The organism is Mariprofundus micogutta, from assembly GCF_001895085.1.
In the GTDB taxonomy this organism is placed as follows: domain Bacteria; phylum Pseudomonadota; class Zetaproteobacteria; order Mariprofundales; family Mariprofundaceae; genus Mariprofundus; species Mariprofundus micogutta.
In genome coordinates this window covers 58,136-79,233 of record NZ_BDFD01000006.1, presented here as the reverse complement: position 1 = coordinate 79,233, position 21,098 = coordinate 58,136, and the positions used below count along the sequence as shown (strand labels likewise).

Annotated in this window: 19 protein-coding genes; 12 read left to right on the top strand and 7 right to left on the bottom strand. The window is 49.5% G+C overall.

Going from position 1 to position 21,098, the window contains the following annotated elements:
• Positions 1-186 precede the first annotated feature (186 nt).
• The 5 genes from MMIC_RS04820 (at position 187) to MMIC_RS04800 (ending at position 6,690) form a co-directional block, all read left to right on the top strand.
• Positions 187-1,770: a flagellar hook-length control protein FliK gene (locus MMIC_RS04820; RefSeq protein WP_171966456.1), complete on the top strand. Its 1,584-nt coding sequence runs from the start codon at positions 187-189 to the stop codon at positions 1,768-1,770.
• A gap of 10 nt (positions 1,771-1,780) precedes the next feature.
• Positions 1,781-2,449, top strand: coding sequence for a flagellar hook assembly protein FlgD (locus MMIC_RS04815; protein ID WP_072659323.1), 669 nt, complete (start codon positions 1,781-1,783; stop codon positions 2,447-2,449).
• 25 nt (positions 2,450-2,474) lie between these two features.
• Positions 2,475-3,878 (top strand): flagellar hook protein FlgE, encoded by a 1,404-nt coding sequence (locus tag MMIC_RS04810; protein WP_072659322.1) that lies wholly within the window; start codon positions 2,475-2,477, stop codon positions 3,876-3,878.
• A 117-nt stretch (positions 3,879-3,995) separates the two neighbouring features.
• A complete protein-coding gene (locus MMIC_RS04805) occupies positions 3,996-4,742 on the top strand; it encodes a transglutaminase-like cysteine peptidase (RefSeq protein WP_227819360.1) in 747 nt (248 codons plus the stop codon).
• Between the two features lie 13 nt (positions 4,743-4,755).
• Positions 4,756-6,690, top strand: coding sequence for a bifunctional diguanylate cyclase/phosphodiesterase (locus MMIC_RS04800; RefSeq protein WP_072659321.1), 1,935 nt, complete (start codon positions 4,756-4,758; stop codon positions 6,688-6,690).
• A gap of 117 nt (positions 6,691-6,807) precedes the next feature.
• Here MMIC_RS04800 and MMIC_RS04795 read toward each other — a convergent pair whose 3' ends face one another.
• The gene (locus tag MMIC_RS04795) at positions 6,808-7,716 is read right to left on the bottom strand and encodes a ketopantoate reductase family protein (RefSeq protein ID WP_072659320.1); all 909 of its coding nucleotides are present in this window, start codon (positions 7,714-7,716) and stop codon (positions 6,808-6,810) included.
• A 109-nt stretch (positions 7,717-7,825) separates the two neighbouring features.
• Between MMIC_RS04795 and MMIC_RS04790 the strand changes: the two genes are divergently transcribed.
• The 3 genes from MMIC_RS04790 to MMIC_RS04780 all read left to right on the top strand — a co-directional run bounded on the left by MMIC_RS04790 (position 7,826) and on the right by MMIC_RS04780 (position 11,228).
• Positions 7,826-10,093: an NADP-dependent malic enzyme gene (locus MMIC_RS04790; protein ID WP_072659319.1), complete on the top strand. Its 2,268-nt coding sequence runs from the start codon at positions 7,826-7,828 to the stop codon at positions 10,091-10,093.
• 275 nt (positions 10,094-10,368) lie between these two features.
• Positions 10,369-10,638: a DUF211 domain-containing protein gene (locus MMIC_RS04785; protein WP_072659318.1), complete on the top strand. Its 270-nt coding sequence runs from the start codon at positions 10,369-10,371 to the stop codon at positions 10,636-10,638.
• 14 nt (positions 10,639-10,652) lie between these two features.
• Positions 10,653-11,228, top strand: a complete 576-nt coding sequence (locus MMIC_RS04780; protein ID WP_227819359.1) for a VIT1/CCC1 transporter family protein — start codon at positions 10,653-10,655, stop codon at positions 11,226-11,228.
• Positions 11,229-11,424: 196 nt separating this feature from the next.
• On the opposite strand, the gene MMIC_RS04775 is transcribed toward MMIC_RS04780, so the two are convergent.
• Positions 11,425-12,369: a M23 family metallopeptidase gene (locus MMIC_RS04775; RefSeq protein WP_227819358.1), complete on the bottom strand. Its 945-nt coding sequence runs from the start codon at positions 12,367-12,369 to the stop codon at positions 11,425-11,427.
• Positions 12,370-12,504: 135 nt separating this feature from the next.
• Between MMIC_RS04775 and MMIC_RS04770 the strand changes: the two genes are divergently transcribed.
• Genes MMIC_RS04770 through prmC form a run of 4 tightly spaced genes read left to right on the top strand, consistent with a single transcriptional unit; the run spans position 12,505 to position 16,152 of the window.
• Positions 12,505-12,924, top strand: coding sequence for a hypothetical protein (locus MMIC_RS04770; protein WP_143144880.1), 420 nt, complete (start codon positions 12,505-12,507; stop codon positions 12,922-12,924).
• 3 nt (positions 12,925-12,927) lie between these two features.
• The gene (gene hemA / locus MMIC_RS04765; protein ID WP_072659315.1) at positions 12,928-14,256 is read left to right on the top strand and encodes a glutamyl-tRNA reductase; all 1,329 of its coding nucleotides are present in this window, start codon (positions 12,928-12,930) and stop codon (positions 14,254-14,256) included.
• Complete coding sequence (gene prfA / locus MMIC_RS04760) at positions 14,237-15,310, top strand: peptide chain release factor 1 (RefSeq protein WP_072659314.1); 1,074 nt, start codon at positions 14,237-14,239, stop codon at positions 15,308-15,310. The genes hemA and prfA overlap by 20 nt, the downstream gene beginning before the upstream one ends.
• 5 nt (positions 15,311-15,315) lie before the next feature.
• Complete coding sequence (prmC, locus tag MMIC_RS04755) at positions 15,316-16,152, top strand: peptide chain release factor N(5)-glutamine methyltransferase (RefSeq protein ID WP_072659313.1); 837 nt, start codon at positions 15,316-15,318, stop codon at positions 16,150-16,152.
• A 6-nt stretch (positions 16,153-16,158) separates the two neighbouring features.
• Here prmC and MMIC_RS04750 read toward each other — a convergent pair whose 3' ends face one another.
• The 5 genes from MMIC_RS04750 to argS form a co-directional block, all read right to left on the bottom strand.
• Positions 16,159-16,782, bottom strand: coding sequence for a response regulator transcription factor (locus MMIC_RS04750; protein WP_072659312.1), 624 nt, complete (start codon positions 16,780-16,782; stop codon positions 16,159-16,161).
• A gap of 190 nt (positions 16,783-16,972) precedes the next feature.
• Positions 16,973-17,452, bottom strand: coding sequence for an FKBP-type peptidyl-prolyl cis-trans isomerase (locus tag MMIC_RS04745; protein WP_072659311.1), 480 nt, complete (start codon positions 17,450-17,452; stop codon positions 16,973-16,975).
• 68 nt (positions 17,453-17,520) lie between these two features.
• A complete protein-coding gene (locus MMIC_RS04740) occupies positions 17,521-18,504 on the bottom strand; it encodes an aminoglycoside phosphotransferase family protein (RefSeq protein ID WP_072659310.1) in 984 nt (327 codons plus the stop codon).
• Positions 18,494-19,207, bottom strand: a complete 714-nt coding sequence (locus MMIC_RS04735; protein ID WP_072659309.1) for an SPOR domain-containing protein — start codon at positions 19,205-19,207, stop codon at positions 18,494-18,496. Before MMIC_RS04735 ends, MMIC_RS04740 begins: the two co-directional genes overlap by 11 nt.
• Before the next feature lie 31 nt (positions 19,208-19,238).
• Entirely contained in the window at positions 19,239-20,945 is a 1,707-nt protein-coding gene (gene argS, locus MMIC_RS04730) for an arginine--tRNA ligase (protein ID WP_072659308.1), read from the bottom strand.
• Positions 20,946-21,098: the final 153 nt, after the last annotated feature.

Sequence of the window (21,098 nt, the reverse complement as noted above, 5' to 3'; positions counted from 1 at the left end):
AGCTCCCTTAGCTAAGGGGGCTTTTTAATTTTCACCTGTAAATCATAGCTTCATACTAAAAAGGTTCGTAAGGAATTTTTTTCCACCCAGGTGGCAATCTTTTCCACAGCAATACCTTCATACATGCCACAAAGTACTGTTTTAAAAGGACTTATACTCTGGCCTGCTTCATGCTCTATGGTTGGCATGATCGAACAAATAAACGGCACCGGCCTATCCGGCATTACAGGAAAGTCTGGCAAGCAGGGAAAAAACAGCCTGTTTGCCAAATTGCTCGCCATGTTTGACAAACACGCCCTTGCCACCGGCAAGGGCAAAGGTTTGCAACTCAACGCTGCCGGTCTCGGCAAAACTAAAACTGTAACCACCATGTCCGGCACGGGTGAATTACCCTTGATGCAAAAGGCTGAGCCGCTCACAGTCGCAAAGGGAAAGAAACTTGTAGCACTGGCTGCCAAATCGAAACTGACTGGTGAAACTCAGGCAGAAGAAACCGCCGCCCCCCTGCTTGCATATCAAGTCATAATGAATCAACCGTTGCAAAGTAAAAAAGCAGATCTTGCTGGTAAAGCAACGGTGCTGATTGCTGATGGTAAAACTGCTACTCAAGGCCAGCAGGTCAACAGCAATAGCGAACAGGCAAGTCCTGTTCTAAAGGTGGCCCAGCAAGCTGAGTCCAAAGTTACAGCTGCCACCTTCAACAAAACTGCAGAAGCAGAAGAGAGCATTCAGCTCGCTAACAAACCTCTGCCGACCGGAGCAACAGCCACAACACCTACGACTGCAACATCAGTTACTGGAAGCAAGGGCATGGCATCAGTCAGTCTTTCCGAAAATGCTGAACAGACGAATACTGTAGACAGCAGACCTCAGGACTCAAAAGCAACGACCAGAACTACTGATCTGGGGGGCCATGTACATAAACCAACAGTAAGCGGACAGACTTCTGCGAATATACAGGTGTCGGCAAACACTGCAGAACTCAAAAGTGATATTCCAATACTGCAGGAAGGTAATAAAGCCACAGCAAGCCTGGAAACCACAGCAAAACAGCTTGCTGACAAACCCGCCATGCAGGCTAAACCCGAAAGCATCAATGTCGCAGCTGCCGCGCAACCTCAACAGGGTAAACCTGCTCAAGTCTCGCATGCACAGGGCAATCCTGCGACTGCCGCAGTCTCTACTTCAGTACAGACCAGCACATCCGATGCTTCACTGACAGATTCTGGCTCTGGTTCAGACAAAGGAAGCCAGGAGGGTCGCATGGCCTCTGCTTTATCCGGTGATGCGAAATCAAGCAATGCTACATCAACGAATAATGCAAACTTTCAGAATTATATGACCGGCAAAACCACCCCAGCCATGTCTGTGTTTGATAGTATGAAACATATTGCGCAATCAGCTGCAAATGGTCAGACCAAACTGGAGATCCAGCTGGATCCTGCAAATCTTGGTAAAATCCAGATCACCCTGCAGACCGATGCAGCCAAGCAGCTGCAGGTTCATATGGTTGTGGATCAGGGCACAACCAGAACCGCACTTGAGCAACAACTACCCACTTTAAGGGCAGCGCTGTCACAGCAGGGTTTTGACCTTTCAGGTTTTTCCATGGGCTCAAACGGACAACAGGAATCATCTGCTGAATCAGGCCGATATAGCTCAAGGAATCTGGCTGACAATGGCGATAATCATTCGACAGGCAATAGCAGCAACCCTGTGCAACAGCAATCAACGCGTAGTGCTGATGGCAGCCTGAGTATCCGGGTTTAGGAGGCTATCCATGTTAACACCTACCATTTCACCCACAGCCAATGCGGCCAATATTGATAACACCAAGAAAAATGATCTTGGCCAAAAAGACATCTTTCTGAAACTGCTGGTCGCTCAGATGGAACACCAAGATCCGCTCAAACCTCAGGATGCAACCCAGATGTCATCCCAGCTGGCGCAGTTCAACATGGTTGAACAGCAGACCGAAAGTAACAAGTTATTGCAGCAACTGGTGGCTGCAGGCGGCGTTGGTAATAATGCTGCCCCTGTCACCAGTGGTGCCGACTATCTGGGACACAATGTCACCGTGAATCAGAATCAGATTTTATACAACGGTACAAACCAAACCTTCTCTGCCGTATTAGATGAACCATCGTCTGATGCCATGGTTTATATTTTCAACAGCAATGGTGAACCGGTGAAAACCATGCCTATGGCTAATATGGTCGCGGGTTCAAATCAGATTGTCTGGGATGGCACAATGGATTCCGGTGCTCAAGCACCACAGGGATATTACACCGTTGATATCAGCGCACTCAATCTCAATGGCGGCACCATAGCGTCATCAGTCCATCGTTCAGGTGTTGTAGAAGCAGTTCGTTTCTCAAGCGGTGGTACTGAATTAATTGTGGGTGGTGTTTCCGCATCACTCAACGAAATCACAGAAATCCGTCTGTAGACGGACCAAAACAAAGGAGTAAATCATGGGTATTTATAATGCACTCTTCATCGGCGCCTCCGGTCTTTCATCATTCGGTGAGGCTGTGCGCGTAGTTGGTGACAACATCGCCAACGTCAACTCTCTGGGCTTTAAAAGCCAGAACGTCAATTTCTCGGACGTATTGTCCCAGACTGTGGGCGTAACACGATCCAATATTGCCAACCAGGTTGGTAACGGTGTGCGAATCGGTTCAATCACACGAGATCAACAGCAGGGCTCACTGCAGAACACAACCAGCCCTACCGACATGGCAATTAACGGTAACGGTCTGTTTGCTATGCGTGATCCTGCTACGGCTGAGCTATCCTATACCCGAGCCGGAGCCTTCATCCTCGATAAGGATTTCAACCTTATCGATGGTCAGGGTAACGTGGTACAGGGCTTTGCAGTAGATGCCACTACCGAAACAGCTGTAGGTAATGTGACAGATATTACCTTCTCCAATCTGGCTGCACAGGCTCAGTCCACAACGACTGTTACCGCAGGCATCACACTGGACTCCAATGCAGTAGTACTGCCAACCGGTACTGTCTTTGATCCCACTGACCCAACAACATTCCACTACAAGACTGAAGTGAATGCATTTGACTCTCTTGGCCAGACACATGCAGTAAGCCTGCAGTTCACCAAAGTCGGACAGGATGCTTCAGGTAACATCGTTTGGGACTGGCACTCCTCTGTGGATGGTGGTGAACTCACCGGTGGTACAGCTGGCGTTGCAACTGAAATCAGTGCTCCAACCGCCTCGGTCCTGACTGCAGGTGTAGTCACAACCCCGGGAACTCAAACCGTCGTTTTTGGCCCCAGTGGTGAACTGGTTCAGGAAAACTCACCAACACTGACGTTCAACTGGGCTAATGCCACGCCAAGCACAATCGATATGAACTTCGGTAATGCCGCAGGTCAGGGGGTGCTCTACCCAATCGCTGCAGCAGATGCTCAGGGAATCACCGGTAACGGCCTCGATGGTACTGTGCAGATGGCTGGTTCCTTCGCTACACGCCAGATGACCCGTGATGGTTTCGCATCCGGCTTCCTGGATAAACTGGAAACCGACTCCGCCGGAAAAATATTCGGTGTATTCACCAACGGTCAGCGTCGTGCCCTGTTCCAGGTGGCTCTGGCCAACTTCCCGAACGATGCGGTACTGAGCCATGATGGTAACAACCTGCTCAGTGAAACCATTGCATCCGGCTCACCGGTACTGAGTCTGCCAGGTGCTGGTGGTATGGGTACAATTTCACCTTATGCGCTGGAACAGTCCAATGTGGATCTGGCTGCTGAATTCGTAAAACTGATCGTTGTACAGCGTGGTTATGAGGCCAACTCGAAAACCATTCTGACCACCGACCAGATGCTTTCATCTCTGATGCAGGTGAAACGTTAATAAGATAGCTGCGTGATGCCTGAGTCTTCAGAGCATCACGCAAGCTAAGGCTTAGGCAGGAGAGGAACTCCTGCCTTTTTCATTTTTCAGCCGCCTCTCTTCCGGATGGCCTCTTTTGTGCTAGAGTTACAAAGAGTCCGCAATGGCTCCAGACCATCCAAGGAGCCAACGCTGAGTACCAGAATTCTCAAACAGTTATTATTCGTCTGGCTGGTCCTTGCTGTTTCAATCACAACGGCAGGCAATGGTGGTTTTTCTCCGGAATTTCTTGATAAAATCGCAAAGCAGTTTGGCAACCAAGCCAAAGAACGCATCATCGATTGGCAGAAGCTTATTGAAGATAGTAAAGGTGACAGTGAATGGCAGACCATTCATGCCGTAAACGAATTTTTTAATCGGGTTCGTTTTATCTCTGATGACCGTCATTGGGGCCGTGCTGATTACTGGGCGACACCAGTAGAACTACTTTCCACCAATGGTGGTGACTGTGAAGATTTTTCAATTGCCAAGTATTTCACCCTGATGGAACTTGGCATCCCCGACGAACGTTTACGCATCACCTATGTAAAGGCACTGCGACTGAATCAGGCGCACATGGTGCTGGCCTATTATGAAAAACCTGACAGCGAACCTTTGATTCTCGACAACCTGATTTCCAGAATTAAACCTGCGTCCAGACGCAACGACCTGTTACCCGTATACAGCTTTAACGGTAACAATCTATGGATGTCCAAGGAGCGCGGTCAGGGTCGTAAAATTGCCGGCGGTTCTCAGCGCATCAATCTCTGGCGGGATCTGAATATCCGCATGAAGCAGGAAAGAGAACTCGGCAACAGCTATACTGCAAAAAGCATGACCAGATAGAGAGGAAATACTTATGACACTATCCCGGCAACTCTACATACTAATTCTCAGCGTCTCTGTCATGATGGGGGCAGGCACCTGGCTGATCAGTGTCGATAACACCCGCACTTACCTGATGCTGCAAATGGCCACTCAGACCCAGAACACAGCCGATTCATTGGGTCTCTCTCTGGTTCCGCATATGAAAGCGCGCGACATTGCCGTCATGGATACTATGATCAATGCCGTTTTTGACAGTGGTTACTACAAATCCCTTTCGCTAAAATCCATGCAGGGTGAAGTACTCATCGAACGTGAGAACACCAGCAGCATTGAGGACGTCCCAGAGTGGTTTATCAATGGCTTAAAACTGGATTCACCACAAGCCAGCTCCATCATTACCACCGGCTGGACGCAGTCCGGCACATTAAATCTGGAAGCCCATCCGGGGTTTGCATACAAGAAGCTGTGGGACACCAGTTACGCAATGCTGTGGTGGTCCCTCCTCGTTATTATCATCTCGTTTCTGGTCTCATTTATGGCGCTCAAGGCTATCCTGAAACCGCTGTACGCGGTCGAGAAACAGGCTCTGGCAATTTGTGATCGTGAGTTCCCTGTTGTCACTGACATTCCTAAAACCCGTGAACTGAAAAAGATGGTTGAGGCTATGAATATGATGACAGCCAAAGTTCAGAGTTTCATCTCCATGTTAACCGAGCGGGCGGAGAAATACCGTGAACAGGCGCACTACGACGAGATGACTCACCTGATGAATCGAAATGGCTTTAAGGCAGTCGTAGAAAACTGTATCAAAGATCAGGAACATGCAGGTTCCGGTTTTGTAGCCCTGATACGACTTGCTGATTTTGCTGCATATAACAAGAAACACGGGCATCAGGATGGTGATAATCTGATCATCGAAGTAGCCAGACTGATCGATAGCCTGTGCGACAGCTATCATGGTTCAACGGCTGCGCGTATCGGTGGTATCGATTTTGCAGTACTGCTACCGCTTGCCGATCCGGATACTACCAGTGCATTCGGTCATGAACTATCCTGTTCACTGGAGGGGTTGAGTTCAAATCATCAGGTTGAAGCCATCGGTCATATCGGTCTGGCATCCTTTCATCAGAACAGCAGCTTTGGTGACATTCTGGCAGATGCGGATACAGCACTCGCTTCAGCCCAGAGCCAGGGTAACAATGAATATAACATCCTCAGCTCAAACAATGATGCCATGGGCAATCAGGCATGGGCTGCGCTTATCAAGAACGCCTTATCACACAATAATGTACGCTTTATTGCCCAACCCGTGATGGATCAGAATTCAAACAGTATCTACAGCGAATTACTGATGCGCGTTATTGATGATGCAGGCAAAGAGATTCGCCCCGGCCCGTTTGCTGCCATGGCCGAACGACTGGCGCTAAACGAGAAACTGGATCAATTCGTCATACAGCGTGCTACGACACTGCTGGAGCATGCTACTGATCAGAATTCGATACTTGGCGTTAATATTTCAGCAGCTTCTGTCAAATCTTCCACATTTTCCACATGGCTGGAAAAACATCTGCAAACACACAACAAAGCTGCTGCCAGACTGCTGTTTGAAATCACAGAGCATGGCGTTCTGCAAAGCTTTGGTGAAGCCAACCATTTTGTTGATATCGCCCAGGCAAACGGTGCCCGCATCGTCATGGAACATTTTGGTACACGTCTGAGTTCATTTCAGTCATTGCGGCAGCTGAAACTCGATTATATCAAACTCGATGGCAGCTTTGTCCGCAATATTGCTGACAATAGTGATAATCGATTCTTTCTGCAGACCGTCACAGATATTGCGCACGGGCTGGATATTCAGGTGATCGCCGAACATGTCGAGAATGTTGATGATTTTCATGCGCTGCAGGCGCTGGGCATAAATGCCATGCAGGGATATTACTTCGGAGAACCGCAACCGATCAGCTAAGGCAACATTCCTTCGGGGAAGCATAAGACTGTTCAACCATGATTTGCGCTGAGCAGGTCCGGTCAGTAGTACCAGACCGGACATCGCCTACAGTCATCATCGACAAATCACCGTGAGCTATGCCATTTCTATGGCATGGATGAAGGTGGTGAGCATGTGATTGGTCTGAGTATCTATGCCCTGTTCATTCCCCATTCGAACTACATAACCGTTGATGAAATCCACTTCAGTCTTGTGGCCGGCTTCAATATCCTGCCACATGCTGGTTTTTACCGGCCCCATGGCCAGTGTGACTTCGACGTGTTTGTCTATATCCGATGCATCGATCGACACATCAAGGGCTAGCGCAACATCAACAGCCTCAAGCATGGCCCGACGAATATAGAGCAGGGTATCATCACTGGCTGCAATATCTTTAGCAAAGCGTCGGGTAATCGCAGTCATGGCATTAAAGCCACAATTCCACAGCAGTTTTCGCCATAGCATTGCGGCTGCATCATCATCTTTTCGCGCTGGGACATCTGCAGCGTTAAATCTCTCCAGTAACAGCGGCAATAACTGCGCTCCAAGCCCTTCCCGCCAGATTCCCAGGCGAATACCACCTGCTGCAGAATGAATCACAAAACCCGGTCGCTCTACACGCGCCCCGATAAAGGCGGTCCCTGCGACAACTGCCACACCGGGAAATGCTGTACTGACCAAATCCGGCGCCTCTACCCCGTTCTGCATTGTCACCAGCAGCATGTCCGGTTTCACAACCGGCTTCAGTGTTTCAAGCATGGCGGGCAAGCCGGTCATTTTGCAGCTGATGACAATCACCTTACAGCTGGATAATGCATGAACATCATCGCTAGCTTCTATCTGCAGCACTTTCTGCCTGCCTTCTGATTCATGTTGCAGGCCTTGTTTCTGTATCACCTGCAAATGGGCACCGCGAGCCAGTAAAACCACGTCGTCTCCGGCTTGTTTAAGCTTGCTGCCATAATGACAACCGACAGCTCCTGCTCCAGCAAAACCAATTCTCAACAGACACCTCCAGGACTAATTTCAGGAACTGCTGAATTAATCAGCGATTCCTGAGCAATCTGCCGCTATAATCCGGTCTCGCGATGACTTTACACCACAGGAGCTAACCATGCCAAAAGATACCTTACGCAATGATGCATTTGAGTATCACCGTTCTCCGACACCAGGAAAAATCAGCATTAAACCGACTAAACCCTGTCTGACTCAACGGGATCTGGCGCTGGCCTATAGCCCCGGCGTGGCCGAGCCCTGTCTGGCCATCGAAGAGAATCCTGAACTGGCAGATGAATTCACCTCGCGTGCCAATCTGGTTGGCGTCATCAGTAACGGAACAGCCGTATTGGGTCTGGGGAATATCGGTGCACTGGCCGGTAAACCTGTCATGGAAGGAAAAGGTGTGCTGTTCAAGCGTTTTGCCGATATCGATGTGTTCGATATTGAACTGGATGAAACGGACCCGATGAAATTTGTTGAAACTGTGGAGCGTATGGAGCCTACGTTTGGCGGCATTAACCTTGAAGACATAAAAGCTCCGGAATGTTTTATTATTGAAGAAGAGCTGAAGAAACGCATGAACATCCCGGTTCTGCATGATGACCAGCATGGTACAGCTGTTATTACTGCAGCAGCTTTCATCAATGCGCTGATTCTACAGAACAAAAAAATCGAGGATGTCACCATCGTCTGTCTCGGTGCCGGTGCTGCCGGTTTCGCATGTATGAAACTGATCGAACAACTTGGTGCCAAACGTGAAAACATCATGTTCCTGGACCGTAAAGGTGTAATCACAAAAGATCGTGACGAAGAGCTGCCACCTCACAAGGCTTATTTCGCCAGCGAGCGCTCCGAACGTACACTCGAAGAAGCCATCAATGGTGCCGATGTATTTGTCGGCCTCTCTCAGGGCAATATGGTCACGCAAGAGATGATCCTTTCGATGGCTGCCAATCCTATTGTTTTTGCCATGGCCAACCCGGACCCTGAAATTGCCTATGATCTGGCGATGGAAACTCGACAGGATCTGATCATGGCAACTGGTCGTTCCGATCACCCGAATCAGGTAAACAATGTACTCGGCTTCCCGTTCCTTTTCCGTGGTGCACTGGATGCACGCGCCACCGCATTCAACGAAGAGATGAAAATGGCGGCTGTTTATGCGCTGGCAGAGCTTGCACGTGAAGATGTGCCTGCATCCGTGCTCAAGGCCTATGGCGTCAAGGAGCTTCGTTTCGGGCCTGAATACATCCTGCCTAAACCCTTCGATCCACGCCTGATCGAGGTGGTTCCTGTTGCTGTAGCCAAAGCAGCAACTGAAACAGATGTGGCACGCAAGCCCATGCTGGATGCTGATTCTTATGCCCAATCCCTGGCTGGTCGTATCGACAGTTCGCGCCTGTTTATGCGCAATATTATGGATAAAGCCCGAGCCAATCCTTTGCGTATGGTGCTGCCTGAAGGCGAAGATGAAACTGTTGTTCGCGCAGCTATCGAAATGAAAGAGATGGGTATTGCAACACCTATCCTGATTGGCAGAAAAGACCGGGTTGATGCGCTGTGTAAATATGCCCAGTTTGAACTGGATGACATCGAAGTCATTGATCCACTTGATGAAAACTCGCGCTTCTCCAGTCTCGCCGATGCCTACTATTTTGATCGCAAGCGTCACGGTGTTTTACGCGAAGATGCTGTAAAAACCCTGCGCGGTGATGTGAATATTCTTGGTGCCATGCTGGTACGTCAGGGTTTTGCTGACGGCATGCTTTCAGGGCGCACAGCCCACTATCCTAATGTGCTTCGCCCTCTGCTTCAGATTCTGGGCCACAATGCCAGCGGCAAACATCACCATGTTTTTGGCATGTATATGATGATTATGGAAAATGCCGCCTACTTCCTGGCTGACTGTACTGTGAATGTGGAAATGAATGCTGATGAGTTGGCCCGCCTTGCCGAGTTAGCCGCCAGCACTGCAAGTTCTCTGGGTGTTGAACCCCGCGTCGGCATGCTCTCATTCTCGAACTTCGGCAGTGCCGAACACCCTGAAACACGTAAAGTTGCAGATGCCACAGAGTTGTTACATGAGCGGCTGCCTGACCTGATTGTCGATGGCGAGATGCAGGCCGATACAGCCGTGAATGATGTGATCCTGAAACAGTATCCATTCAGCAAACTCAAGGAACCTGCCAATGTGCTGATATTCCCGACCATGCAGGCAGGTAACATCTCTTACAAGCTATTGCGTGAACTCGGTGGGGGCACAGCCATCGGACCTGTCCTTTTGGGCCTGCCGCATCAGGCACATGTGCTGCACACCGGTGCCAGCGTGGATGATATCGTCAACATGGCCGCCATCGCTGCAGCCAGAGCCGCCGACGAATAAAAGATAAAGGGCAGAAGGGAGCCCCTTCTGCCTTGAACATCCTGGTTTGAGCCTTATCAAACTTCCCCAGTCCGCCCGCCCAAATCTACTCAGGCTTTAAGCAGTACTCCCAGCAATAGTGCTGTTACAACTTTTTTTGAGAGGCTTGACCTCATCATACACAGGCATAACTATCTGTTAATGAATACACTGCGACTGAATCAGTGTATAAATAGACATGCTATAATGCACTCTGTTTTGCTGTACTAAAGCAGGAAAAACTAACGAGGTTGAGTATGGAGTCTGTCAAACGAGTAGTTCTGGATGTTCTTAAACCACATCAGCCCAATGCACTGGAGTTTTCCAAGGCCATCGCTGAAGTTGGAAATGATTATCGCGTAAAGCTGACTGTGGTCGAGGTGGATGAGAACACCGAAACACTGCAAATTGAGATTATCGGCAGCAGTATCGATTTTGAAGCGGTACAGGCCACCATTACCAGCCTGGGAGGCTCTCTGCACAGCATTGATGAAGTGGAAGTGCTGAGTGAAGAAGACACTGAATAAACACCATGCCGTTCATGGAACAAGTAAAACTCCTGCTTCGTATTACCCGCACAGAAGATATTGCTCGTCGATATTTTGTAGTTAACGGATTTGATGGTGCGCTCACGATGCTTGGGCTCATTATCGGCTTCTTGATCAGCTCTTCCGAAAACATAGATGTGATAATCAACGTATGTCTGGGGGCGGCTATTGCGCTGGGGGTGAGCGGTATGAGCAGTGCTTATGTAAGCGAAGTTGCTGAGCGAAAAAGAGCCCTCGACAAACTTGAAGAGGCTATGGTCACTGACCTTCAAAACAGTGCGCACGGCCAGGCTTCACGTTGGATGCCAATACTGGTTGCACTGGTCAATGGTCTGGCGCCGCTAATCATCTCATTACTGATTCTTATCCCACTCTGGCTTGCGGGTGCCGGCACAGTGCTACCGCTACCACCTCTTCATCTGGCGATTATTATTGCACTATTTCTGATCTTCTTGCTTGGAGTTTTTCTTGGCCGCATTGCCGGAACCTCCTGGTTACGAAGCGGTATTCAGACGTTACTAGTCGCGCTACTCACAATATCGCTAATTTACCTTATCGAAAAAAGCTAAAGGCATCAGGTTACAAAACAAGATAGAACAGATATGCCTCATTTGATTTTCAATAGCTTCTTCCAAGCGGGAGAAAGAATCGGTCGCAATTATTGGTTCGAGTTACAACGGGTTTTTCGAGCCGGGTGAGAATAATAGCCATGTGAACTGCCAAATATGGCAGAAAAACTCTCATAACAAGCTGGTTGTAAAGAAATCAGCCGCGAGGCATGAAGGAACGGGGGTTAATCAACTCGCCATAACGACGTACTTCATAGTGCAGATGCGGGCCGGTAGAGTGTCCGGTAGAACCAATACGCCCAATCAGTTGATTGGATTCAACCACATCACCGATATTCACGACCATGCTTCCCATGTGAGCATAACGTGTTTTGTAACCGTGGCCATGCTCAACATCTACAACATAACCGAAATCTTCCATCTTGCCGGCAAAGGTCACTACGCCACGGCTGGAGGCCATAATTGGCGCACCATGACGATTGGCAATATCAACACCGTAATGCTGTGATGGTGTTCCGTTAAACGGATCCAGGCGGGGACCGAAACGTGAACTGATCCAGCCACCTTCAGTCGGCCAAGCATGTGGTCTGGCAGCCTGTGCATCACGTTTGCTTTCCAAAATGAAGTCTACTGCTGTCAGTTGCGTGCCCAGCTGTTTCAGACGCTCATCCAGACTTGTCATACGATCTTCAATATCTGTGCCAGTGTTGTGCGTAAGCTGTTTCTGTCGCGGCCCACCAAAAGCAGGTTCAAGACCAAAATCAAACTCGGATTTATCAAGAGAGGCTACATTCACGAGCTTGGCACCAAGCATGTCGAGACGGGAAATGCGCGCCTGCATCTGCCCCAGTGCACGGGCATATACGGCCAGTTTCTTCTCATCTGCCAACATCTGCATCTGCAGTTCAGCCAATTTGGCATCTTTTCGCATCTGTGCATGATCCAGCGCTCTTTGTGTCTGCTGCAACGCCACTGACATCTGATCGGCCTGGTAGATACCATACAAGCCCCAAACACCAAAACCCATGGTTGCTGACATCATCATCAAGCCAGCAAACAATGCTTTACGGCCGATAACAATGCCGAAAATCTGTCCTGAAGAGGATGCAGATACCATCAACGGTTTCTTTAATTTCAGCAAAAAGAAGGCCTCCAAGCCATTAATATATAACAGAAACCATCCGGAATCTGACTTTCCAAACTGTTCACGCAGCACAAAAAGCGCCGCGCAAACTAACTTAATTGACTGATTTCTCAAAGTTTTTATGCTTACGCCATGCAATCTGCCTACTTGCCCGCGCAAGAACTATCTATCCACCGCCACTGTATGCAGCAACTGATTCATCAGTCGCTGATCTTTGATCAGGAGAACTGCCATGGCTTCCTTATCGGTTCCGGACAGCTGATCCGCTCGAACAGCCGCACTGCCCAGTCCGTAGATCCTGCAGCCTTACTCGGTGTATATCTGAGGAGCAATGAGCAAGGTAAAATTGCCCCCGCCCGCCCATCTTCATTGCAACAGCAATTTATTAAAGCGACCGGGCGTGAGCCCGACTGTTATATGGTACTGCAATGCGGAAATAAAGGCAGAACCGATGCGCTGCTGTTTTCCGACATAGAATTAAGCCAGCCTCTGGAGCTGGAAATGCTGGAGGATGGTGTCTGTACCCCATCCCTGGCAAAGGCTAGAGTTTAGCGCATGAGAATCTGCCATATAGGATTGAATCACAAGACCGCGCCGGTTGAACTGCGCGAGCGTCTCGCCGTTGCTGAAGCGGACATTACTGAAATCCTTAAAGCTCGCATCCAACATCCTGCTATACGTGAAGCGGCCCTGTTATCCACCTGTAACCGTGTGGAAATGACTGTCGTCACCCATGATCCGGATGCAGCCATTGCAGCTGTACATGAATGGTTCGCCGAAAAGTCCGATATGAACCTGGAAAAAGTGCGCGACCATCTCTACTCCTATACGACGGACCGATCGATTCAGCACCTGTTTGCCGTAGCCTCGGGTCTTGATTCACTGGTGCTTGGTGAGCCACAGATTCTCGGGCAGGTAAAAACATCATATGAACATGCTCTGACTGCAAATACTGCCGGGCATGTGTTGCACAGACTCTATCAATCTACGTTTGCTGCTGCCAAACGAGCCAGAACTGAAACTGCAATTGGCAAACAGGCTGTAAATATTTCATCCTGTGCAGTTGAACTGGCCAAACAGATTTTTGGTGACCTTGCCGGAAAAACAGTCTTGTTGATGGGCGCAGGTGAAATGGCCGAACTTGCCGCCACCCACTTCCGCGCCAATGGTTGCACTGACATTCTCGTAGCCAACCGAACCCTCAAACGGGCCCAGAACCTGGCACTCGAGTTTGAGGGGCATGCGCTAACCATGGAGCAGCTTCCCGAATATCTGGATGCAGCCGATATTGTGGTATCCAGTACGGGTGCCAGCACCTTTGTTCTACTTCCCGATGTGGTGAAGGCGGCCATGAAGAAACGCAAAGGCAACCCGATGTTTCTGGTGGATATCGCAGTACCACGCGATATCGATCCGCGTATTGGTAATCTTGACGGTGCATACCTGTATGACATCGATGACCTGCAACAGGTTGTGCAAGGCAATGTAGAACAACGGCAGGAAGAAGCAGAGCTGGCGCGTGATATCCTCAAAGAAGAAGCCATGTCATTCCTTGGCTGGCTGAAATCACTAGAGTCCGTACCACTGATCCGCAATATCCAGCAACAGATGGAACAGCGCAGGCTCGAAGAGCTGGAAAAGGCCATGCGTTACATGAAGGATTTCAATGCCGAGCAGATCGAAGCTGTTGAGCGCTTTAGTAAAGCCTTGATGAAACGTTATATGCATCCATCTCTGCAAACACTTAAAAGCCTGCCTGATGATATTGAAGGCGATCTGCTAATGGGCGCTGCAACGCGCCTGTTTGACCTTGATAAGCTGGCGTCGAAGCAGCTTACCGTAGTATCTAACGACAAGGGGAATAATGAACAATCGTCTGGATAACATTCTCAGGCGACGTGAAGAGATCGCCATCTCACTTTCCGACCCCGATGTCGCCAGCAACAACCAGCGTTTCACCCAATTATCCCGCGAATACTCCGAGATTGAACCTGTTGCCAAAGAGGCTGAGCACTATCTGCAACTAAGTCGGCAACTGCAGGACAATCAGGAGATGATAGCCGACCCGGACTGTGATGCGGAATTGAAAGAGTTGGCTGAAAGTGAGATTCCAGAACTCAAAGCTGCCATGGCTGAGAGTGATGAAAAACTCTCCTTATTACTACTGCCCAAAGATCCCAACGATACACGCGATATTATTTTAGAAATTCGCGCCGGCACCGGTGGCGATGAAGCCGCTTTGTTCGCTGCCAACCTGTTTCGCATGTATTGCCGGTATAGCGAACTGCAGGGCTTTAAGGTTGAAATTCTATCCGCCAATGATACCGGTATCGGTGGCTATAAAGAGGTTATCGCCCAGGTTACCGGCGCAGGCGTATTCTCAAAGTTCAAATTTGAGTCCGGTGTACACCGCGTACAACGCGTGCCTGAAACCGAATCAGGCGGGCGCATCCACACTTCGGCCTGTACAGTGGCTGTACTGCCTCTGGCAGAAGAAGTGGACATTGCCATTCGCCCGGATGATATCCGCATTGATGTTTACCGCGCCTCGGGTGCCGGTGGCCAGCATGTAAATAAAACCGAATCTGCTGTACGTATTACGCATGCGCCAAGTGGCATTGTTGTCACCTGTCAGGATCAAGCCAGTCAGCATAAAAACAAAGCGCAGGCCATGAAAGTGCTGCAGGCACGACTCTTTGATAAAGAACAGTCTGAAGCCCATGCAGAGCGCGCCGAAGCCCGTAAAGGCATGGTGGGTTCAGGTGATCGCTCCGAACGCATCAGAACCTATAACTATCCACAGGGACGCGTAACAGACCATCGCATCAATCTGACCCTGTACAAACTGGATCAGATTCTCGGTGGCGAAATGGGTGAATTAATCGATGCGATTATCACCCATCATCAGGCAGAACTACTCGCCGCCCAATCCTCCTGAGTAGCATGAATACACGGGAGCTGCTGCTGCAAGCCACACGCAGGCTCAAGCAGGCAGGCTGTGATGCACCCAGGCTTGATGCTGAACTGCTGCTAATGTTCGCCTGGCAGCTTGGGCGCACCGAGCTGATTATCCGCGCCAATGACACAATCCCCGAAGCTATTGCACAAGCCTTTGAAGTCATGCTGGTAAGGCGGGAGCAACGTCAGCCTCTGGCATATATTACCGGCGAAAAAGAGTTCTGGTCACGTTCCTTTCATGTCACCCCTGATGTCCTGATTCCACGACCAGAAACTGAACATCTGATTGAAGCTGTACTCGAGGTATTTCCCGATCAACAGGCCCCTTTCAGCTTCTGTGATATCGGCACCGGCTCAGGCTGCATTGCCATCACACTTGCCTGTGAATACCCGCATGCTCAAATCACCGCCACAGATATTTCTCCGGCCTCCCTGCAAATCGCCAAACAGAATGCACAACGACTGGGGGTCGCTGATCGTGTGAGCTTTTACCAGGGTGATATGTTGCAAGCACTACCCGATGATAGTGCTACTTATGATGCCATCATCTCCAACCCGCCATATGTGGCACTGCATGAGATGGATGGACTGGAAAGTGAATTGAGCCATGAGCCACAGCATGCTTTGACTGATGCGAAAGACGGGCTCTCCTTTTTGTCAATTATCCTTAATCAGGGCATGCCATACCTGCAGCCTCGCGGATACATTATTGTAGAAACAGGAACATGTGGTTTGCCCGATACGCCGCAAGGTTTACACAAGGATAAAGATATTATTGATCTGGCCGGTTTGCTGCGCGGCGCAAGATACCAACAGGTTTGAAAGCGTTTAGCGCTTGATCAGTTTTAACTGCAGTGCTTCATAAACTGCTTCGGACCGTGATTTTACACCGAGCTTTTTATATACACGTTTACCATAAGTTTTGGCCGTAGAGGTGCCGCAGCCCAATGCAGCGGACATCTCAACGTAGCTGTAACCTTTATATAACATCTTCAGCACTTCCATCTCCCGGCTGGAAAGGCCGTAATCACCGGGATTTGCCAGCGTGTCGGTTTTATCAGCTGGCAGAGAGGTTTCACTGAGCACTTTCTCTACAGTGGCAATCAACTCATTCTGTTTCACCGGTTTGGTCAGGTAATCGGATGCTTTGATGCGTATGGCCTGCACCGCCGAATCAGTATCAGGGTAACTGGTCATGATTATGATGCCGCATGTCTCGCTTAAAGAGCGAACATAATCAAGAATATCAAAACCGTCATAGCTGCAGTCGACAAATACCAGATCCATCAACACCAGCGCGTATTGATCATGATGCATTGCATCTTTCACAGCACCAAAATCGGCAGCCGGCGTGACAGCATAACCGTGTTCTTCCAGAGCATGCTGCAAATAGATGCGTATAATTTCATCATCATCGACGATAAGAATTTTGTTTTCGACGCCTACAGACATAAATACCGATGATTCATCTTGAGAACTTCCATCTCCCCCCACTTCTACCAGCGAACCTATAACACAAGGGCAAAGAACTGAAGTCTCCGGCACGCCAGAGATACAAGGCAATGACCATACGAAAATATCAGGGTAGCAAAAAAAACGCCTCGCACTGTAGTGCAAGGCGCTTCAAATCACATTATGCGGCTTAGTGGCTGCAGCCTTCACCATGCACATGACCATGTTCAAGTTCATCTTCGCTCGCGTCACGCACTTCTTTGATGCTGACATCAAAGTTCAGACGTTCACCGGCAAGCGGGTGATTGCCATCAATCGTGACATCGTCACCGTCAACCTTGGCAATACGCACAACTTGAATGCCTTCGGCCGTCTCAGCCTGAAACTGCATTCCCACTTCAATCTTATCAACGCCCTGGAACATGCTACCCGGCACAACCTGGGTCAGTTCCGCATTGTATTCGCCATAACCATCAGCCGGTTCAATTGCCACCTGCAATGCATCGCCAGCAACTTTGCCTTCAAGCGCACTCTCCAGACCCGGAATAATATTCTGGGCTCCGTGCAGATATACCAGCGGCTCACCACCCTGTGATGAATCGATCGTATCTCCGGCATCATTGGTCAGGGTATAATCAAATGAAACAACTTTATTATTGGCAATCTGCATGCGTAACTCCTTATTTTAAGGGGCGCGACACTACGCAAAGCCGCTATAGATTCAAGCGCAGAGGGCTATCAACGGTTCACAGGCTCGATATACAGCAGAGGAAATGCCGACTCTTTCATACCCAGAACCTGCATCTCTTCATGCAGATGCTTGCGTGTCAGCGGAATTTCATCGAGAAACTGAGACTTGCCATCGCGATGGGCCAGACGCCCGAAAATACCGATGGCTTTGATATGCCGCTGCAGTGCCGTCAAGCGCAGCAGACGATGCCATTCGTCCACATCTGAAAAGGCCCCCGAGTGAACAGCCGGCAGTGATTCAAAAAAATGGGCACTGCATGCAAAACGCTCTGTTTCCGGGTAATCCTGATAACAGTCATATAACAGCGAGGCCAGATCATAGGTAACAGGTCCACGCACAGCATCCTGATAATCAATCTGCCCCAAAGGAAGCTTACCGCCCGGCAACATCAGATTACGACTATGGTAATCCAGATGCACCGGCACCTGCGGCAAAGATGCAATCGCAGACAATGTATCTCTCAGTGATTGATGAAATGCAAGGCGCTGCACATCTGTAGGCACGACTCCGGCCACATGCGGCAGATACCAGTCGAGATAGAGATCGCATTCACGTTGCATTCTCGCCACATCAAATTGGGGCAGTACCAATCCAGGTTGAGAGGCCTGCAGAAGCTGCAACTGCCTGAGCGCATCATCAAATAAAGGCCCCGGCGCTTTGCCAGCTGCATAGTATGAGGACCAGGTCATATCACCGAAATCTTCCAATAACAGAAAACCCTGCTCGATATCCTTGCCGTATAATGCTGAAACGCGCAGACCTGCACGCTCAAACCAGTCACGTACAGCCAGAAACAGGCTTACATCTTCATGCGGAGGCGGTGCATCCATCAGCACATAATCTTTTTCTGCATGTTTTACGCGGAAATAACGGCGAAACGATGCATCTCCGGCCAGCGGTGCTACAAGGTAATTGTCAGACAGCTGCTGTCTTAACCACCGCCCTCTGACTTCTGCTCTGTCAGTTTCCACGAACAATAAGGCCTCTGATATCTGCTTTTTTCTGAATGTCTTTCACGGCCTTGCGGGCACTCTCCTTATCAGCATACGGTCCTGCATATACTCTGAACCATACACCCCGGTCATCCAGCTTCACTTTGCGCACAAAAGATGTGACCCCGGCTTTCATCAGTTTTTTCTGCATGATGACTGCTTCGGACTTTGTCTTGAATGATGCGATCTGGACTTTATGTGCATCCTGCCCCAAATCAACATGCCCGATAGCCGGATCTTCCACCAACGGCTCTGTATCAGGCAGAACGGGATTATTATTACCATCCATGCTACGCGCTTCTGCCGGACTGGTTTCAGCTACAGGTGCCGGTGTTATCGACTGTTTCGGCAATTCCTGATAAAACTTCAATTCACCGACTTTGGTGTGTGCACCCTGCCTGGCTTGATTCTGCAACAGCTCAATTTGATCCTGTAACTCGTCAACCTTCACCTGCAACAGTTTGGAATTCGCCAGTTCCGAATCCAGCTCTGCCTGCACACGATTCATTTCAGATTGATCCACACTACTGACATTGGCTGCCTTTTCACCACCCAGCCAGTAACCAGCGGCAAAACAAACCGCTGCGACCATCACAATGGCAAATGCAGGTAATATCGATGCATTAGCCGTTGAATCAGATTTACTTGGAGCCTGTACCTTGGCGTAGTCACGCTTGGCCATCTAGCTATTTACCTCGATACCGTTTGTTTATTCACATGCGCTCAGGTGTAGATACACCCAGCACGGTCAATGCATTACTGATCACCTGAGCAACTGCCTTGATCAGCAGCATACGAGCCCGGGTTAACACGACATCATCGGTAACAACCCGATTCTTGTGATAAAAACTGTGGAAATCAGCAGCCAGACGCATGGCAAATGTCGCCACGCGGTAAGCTTCCAGTCTATCCGCAGCCTTTTGCAGCGCTTCCGGATAAGCCAGCAGATGCGCAACCAGTCGCTGTTCTTCATGCGACGTCAGCACGGAAACATCCACATCGTCCAGTTCACCCATCACATGACCTTCATCTTCAGCCTTGCGCAATATCGCACCGATACGTGCATACGCATACTGCACGTAATAGACCGGATTTTCGTCATTCTTCTGTTTGGCTGCTTCCAGATCAAAATCAAGCTGTGACTCAACCCTGCGCGTCATGAAATTGAAACGTACGGCATCAGAACCCACTTCATCAACCACTTCACGCAGGGTTACAAAAGTGCCTGCACGCTTGGACATTTTCACAGGTTTACCGTCACGCGTCAGATTCACCATCTGAACCAACAACACATCCGGCTGTTTTTCACGCTCAGTCAAAGCCTTCATGGCTGCCTGAACACGCGACACATAACCGCCATGGTCTGCACCCCAGACATCAATCATGCGATCAAAACCACGCTGATACTTGTCATAATGATACGCGATATCAGCAGCAAAATAGGTCGGTGTACCATCCTGCTTGGCCAGGGGACGATCTACATCATCACCAAAGTCCGTGGTGCGGAACAGCAACTGTTCAACCGGCGTATAATTTTCAACTTCCTTGCCCTTTGGCGGAGGTAATGTGCCCGAATACACAACCCCTTCGGACTCAAGCCTCTTGATCAGCTCGGTAACACTGCCGCTATTATGCAGACTCTGCTCAGAAAAATAGAGGTCGAAATTGATACCGATTGCTGCCAGATCATCGCGGATCATTGCCATATTGGCAGCGATAGCCTCAGCTCCGATAACATTGAAACGTTCTTCTTCATTCATCGACAGAAGGGCCTGATAGTCATGCTTTGCAAGCTGTTCACGGGCAATCTGAACGATATATTCACCCGGATATGCAGCTTCAGGAAACTCGATGGTCTCACCCTGCAGCTCCTGCATACGCAGCCAGACACTGTTGGCCAATACACCGATCTGTACCCCGGCATCGTTAATATAATATTCGCGCTGCACATTTTTACCCACGGCTTTGAGCACACTGGCCAGCGCATCACCAACAACCGCACCACGACCATGTCCGACATGCATAGGACCGGTAGGGTTGGCCGAAACAAATTCAAGGTTCACCTTTTCAGCATCACTGCTTACAGCTTTCTTGCCGTAACTTTCACCGGCAAGCACGATTGCTTTCAATGCTTCTGCTTCACTGGCCTGACGCAGACGAATATTGATGAAACCCGGACCTGCAATGTCTGCACCTTCCACAGCATCCGGCCACTGCACTACGTCAAGGATGCTGGCTGCGATCTGCTGCGGGCTCTTTTTCAGTACACGCGCAAGTGGCATAGCCACATTGGCAGCATAATCACCATGTTCTTTCATTTTAGGACGCGTCAGATGCACCGCTGGTGCTTCAGCTTCCGGGTGATCATTCAATAACTCTTCCAGAGCCGCCTGCAATGCCTGTTCCAATGCCTGTTTCACTTATACCTCCGGCACCTGTAAATAAGTGCCCATGAAAAGTCGGCGCATGTTAACCGTATCACTGTTCTTTTTCACGGGATTAGAATCCGGAGAATCTAAACAGGACAGGCAGTTCACCACAGAAGATGCAAAGAACGCAGGGTATTATTCATT